Source organism: Mesorhizobium sp. B2-4-14 (assembly GCF_006442155.1).
Lineage (GTDB): Bacteria > Pseudomonadota > Alphaproteobacteria > Rhizobiales > Rhizobiaceae > Mesorhizobium.
Map to the genome: position 1 here is coordinate 1 of NZ_VFVA01000077.1, position 2,894 is coordinate 2,894.

The 2,894-nt window shown below is 58.3% G+C and carries 3 protein-coding genes; all 3 read right to left on the minus strand.

Features of this window, described 5'->3' with window-relative positions:
* Positions 1–138: 138 nt before the first annotated feature.
* Entirely contained in the window at positions 139–1,212 is a 1,074-nt protein-coding gene (locus tag FJ938_RS29190) for an adenylate/guanylate cyclase domain-containing protein (protein ID WP_140700110.1), read from the minus strand.
* Positions 1,213–1,215: 3 nt separating this feature from the next.
* Positions 1,216–1,710: a Rab family GTPase gene (locus tag FJ938_RS29195; protein WP_140700113.1), complete on the minus strand. Its 495-nt coding sequence runs from the start codon at positions 1,708–1,710 to the stop codon at positions 1,216–1,218.
* Between the two features lie 12 nt (positions 1,711–1,722).
* The coding region (locus FJ938_RS29200; protein ID WP_140700116.1) for an OmpA family protein at positions 1,723–2,894 on the minus strand (1,172 nt) is incomplete at its 5' end.

Consider the following 2,894-nt stretch of genomic DNA (forward strand, 5'->3'; position numbering starts at 1 on the left):
GCTCCAGATCGAGCGGGCGCGGTTGACCGGATCGCACGCGCTTTGCCCGGTATAGGAACGTCTTGATCGGGGCCGGAAAGCAGTAGGTCCGCTTGTGGTGCAGGGAAGAATGATAGCGGACGCTAGCCAAGCGGCAAATCAGGCCCGGAGCCGCCACATTCGCACAGGACCTGTACCACGCAATTCCGTTTCCCCGAGTGGGTCGCGAGCAAAATTTGGTCCAAGCAGTTTGTGAGTTGCATCCGAAATACGTATCTCATCGGGCTCAGCGGACTTTTGAATACGTGCGGCGAGATTGACGGTGTCGCCCCACAGGTCATAGGCAAAGCGCCTGTTGCCTATGACGCCCGCCACGATTGGTCCGGAGTGGATTCCAATTCTCAGTCTCAGCGGTTCTCCCGCGAAGCGTTCGCGCCTACCCACCTCCCGCAGTTCAACTGCATAGTGCGCAAGGGCTTCTGCATGATCGGACCGCGCGACGGGCAGGCCGGCCACCACCATCACACAGTCGCCGATTGTCTTGATCTTTTCGCAGCCGTATTCTTCTGAGAGCAGATCCGCCGCCTTGAAGAAGTAATTCAAGATCGCGAGCGTCGTCACGGCCCCAACGCTCAGCGCTCTTTCCGTGAAACCGACGATGTCGGCGAAAAGCACACTCACGTCTGCATGATTGTCCGCAATTTGTTCGTGCGCCTTCAACCGCTGCGCGATCGACGCCGGAAGAATGTTGAGGAGAAGGGTTTCGGCGCGCTGGTATTCACGCGACAATCCCTCCTGGCTCTCCCTCAATGCCTCGTTCGTCGATTGCAGTTTCTCGTTGAGTTGACGCTCCCTCTCTTGCAGGAGCGTCATTTCATAAGCCTTCTGTTGAAGTCGCTGCCTGTTGTCGCGTTCGGCAGTGGCGTCAAGAAAGAGCAGCCACACGCAGGCATTGTCAGCAGCAAAAAGATGAAGATCCGCGACACGCCCGTTGGGCAGTTCCACCATGGCCATATGATATGGAAGTTCCGGGCAAGGCAGCAAACCTTCCATGAAGTCAAGCTGGTCGGCAACAGGCTTGCCAGTGCGAAGCGATGAGAGTCCGTAATGTTTAACGTTGCCGCCCTTGGCAGCTATGCAAAGCTGGGCGTCAATTTTCAGATATGCGACAGCGTGCTCATTGTAGAAGAAATTGAAAATCCAGCTTCTGACTTCTCTTGGCAATCCATGCATGATCTATTTGGCGACCATCGAGGCAAGCTGGCGAAACGCATCTTCGACATATGCACCCGAAAGCGCACTTGTCAGATAGATTTGCCATCCAAGCTGCCTCAGTTCGTCGATCTCACCATCCGGTATCGCCCATCGATCGGCGAGATCGGATTTGTTGAACAGCAATACGAACGGCATAGCGCCGAATTCGGCCTCGACCCGCTCGCGCAGCGTGAGCGCCACGGCCAGAGTAGCGGGCCGGGTTCCATCGACGACGAGCACGAGCCCGGTCGCTCCTCGCACATAGCTGACGCGGAATGAGCCGATATCGTCTTCGCCGGCCAGATCCCACAAAATCAGATCCACGGTTTTATCCGGAAACGCGACACTCTTCTTGTCGATTTTCACGCCAACCGTGGTCAGGTAGTTTTCCGAGAAGATGCTTTGGACGAACCTGCGCACCAGGCTCGTCTTGCCGACAGCAAACCCGCCCAACATGCATATCTTTTTTTGCAGCATCCCGGGCTCCGACTACTCCAGGTTTACCGTAACCGAAACCCGGCGATTGGTGGAGTTCCCAGTTCGACTATTTTCATTTTCGGGCACCGCTGGCTCAAAGGTGCCGGCGCCCCGAACCAGCAGCAGTTCCGGAGCGACGCCGCGCTTGTTGAGAAGCGCGCGAACTGTCTCGGCGCGGGCGGCACTGATCGACGCGTTGGCCGTCTCACGGCCCGTTGTGTCTGAATGGCCGGTCAACATGAACCGCGCTGTCACGCCTGCCTTGCGGGCATTTTCGGCGAATTCCTTCAATTGATCAGCCAATCTGTCGAGCACCGGCGACTGCTCCGGACCCGGGACAACTCTACCGGAAGAGAAGAAAATATCGGTCGTCTGGATGGCCTCTCTCAAATGATTAAGTTCTGCAAGGTTCAGCTCGTGCAGCTGCGAGACGTCCAGAACCACTCCATCCGCCGAAAGTTGTTCGGCGGCGGCCCGTGCCCGGCTGATCCACCCGGCAGGAGCCTCGCCCACGACCAGGATGCGACCTTGGATGATCGAAAGCTGAACCGATTTCGGCGGGGACAGCGACGCCGTCAGCCGCTTCACCACGAACTTTGGATCAAGGCTCTGAAAGAATTGCCACTGTGAATGAACGCGGGCGGGATCAACCTGCGTTCCGGACAGCAGAGCTTTCGGGTCGGCGGCAAGCGGGTCTCTCAGGCCGGAAATGTAGAATTGGCCTCCCCTCTCCGTTTGTTGGGCGACGATGATTCCCGGTTGGGCCTCGAGTCGCGACACATAATACTGCCAGTGCTCCGCCTCGCGTGCTTCGGGGCTCACATCACGAACCTTGGAGATGTCGAATTCCGGTCCGCCTGCCGAAAGCTGTCGGGCCGCGGCGCGCGCCCGATCTATCCAGGTGTCGGGAGCCTCACCCTCGGCAACGATGCGATTGTCGACGATCGAAAGCCGAACCGATTTCAGCGGGTACAGCGACGCCGTCAGCCGCTTCAACGCGAACTCCGGTTCAAGGCTTTGATAGAATTGCCACTGCGAATGGACCCTGCCGGGATCGACCTGCGTTCCCGACAGCAGCGACTGCGGGTCGGCGGCAAGCGGGTCTCGCAGGCCGGCAATATAGAATTGGCCATCGCGGATGTTTTGTTCGGCAACGATGATGCCCGGCTGGGTCCCCAGTCGCG

Bases quoted from the DNA above. Each gene is read 5' to 3' on its own strand.
- FJ938_RS29190 (WP_140700110.1), bottom strand. From the start codon at position 1,212: ATGCATGGATTGCCAAGAGAAGTCAGAAGCTGGATTTTCAATTTCTTC.
- FJ938_RS29195 (WP_140700113.1), bottom strand. From the start codon at position 1,710: ATGCTGCAAAAAAAGATATGCATGTTGGGCGGGTTTGCTGTCGGCAAG.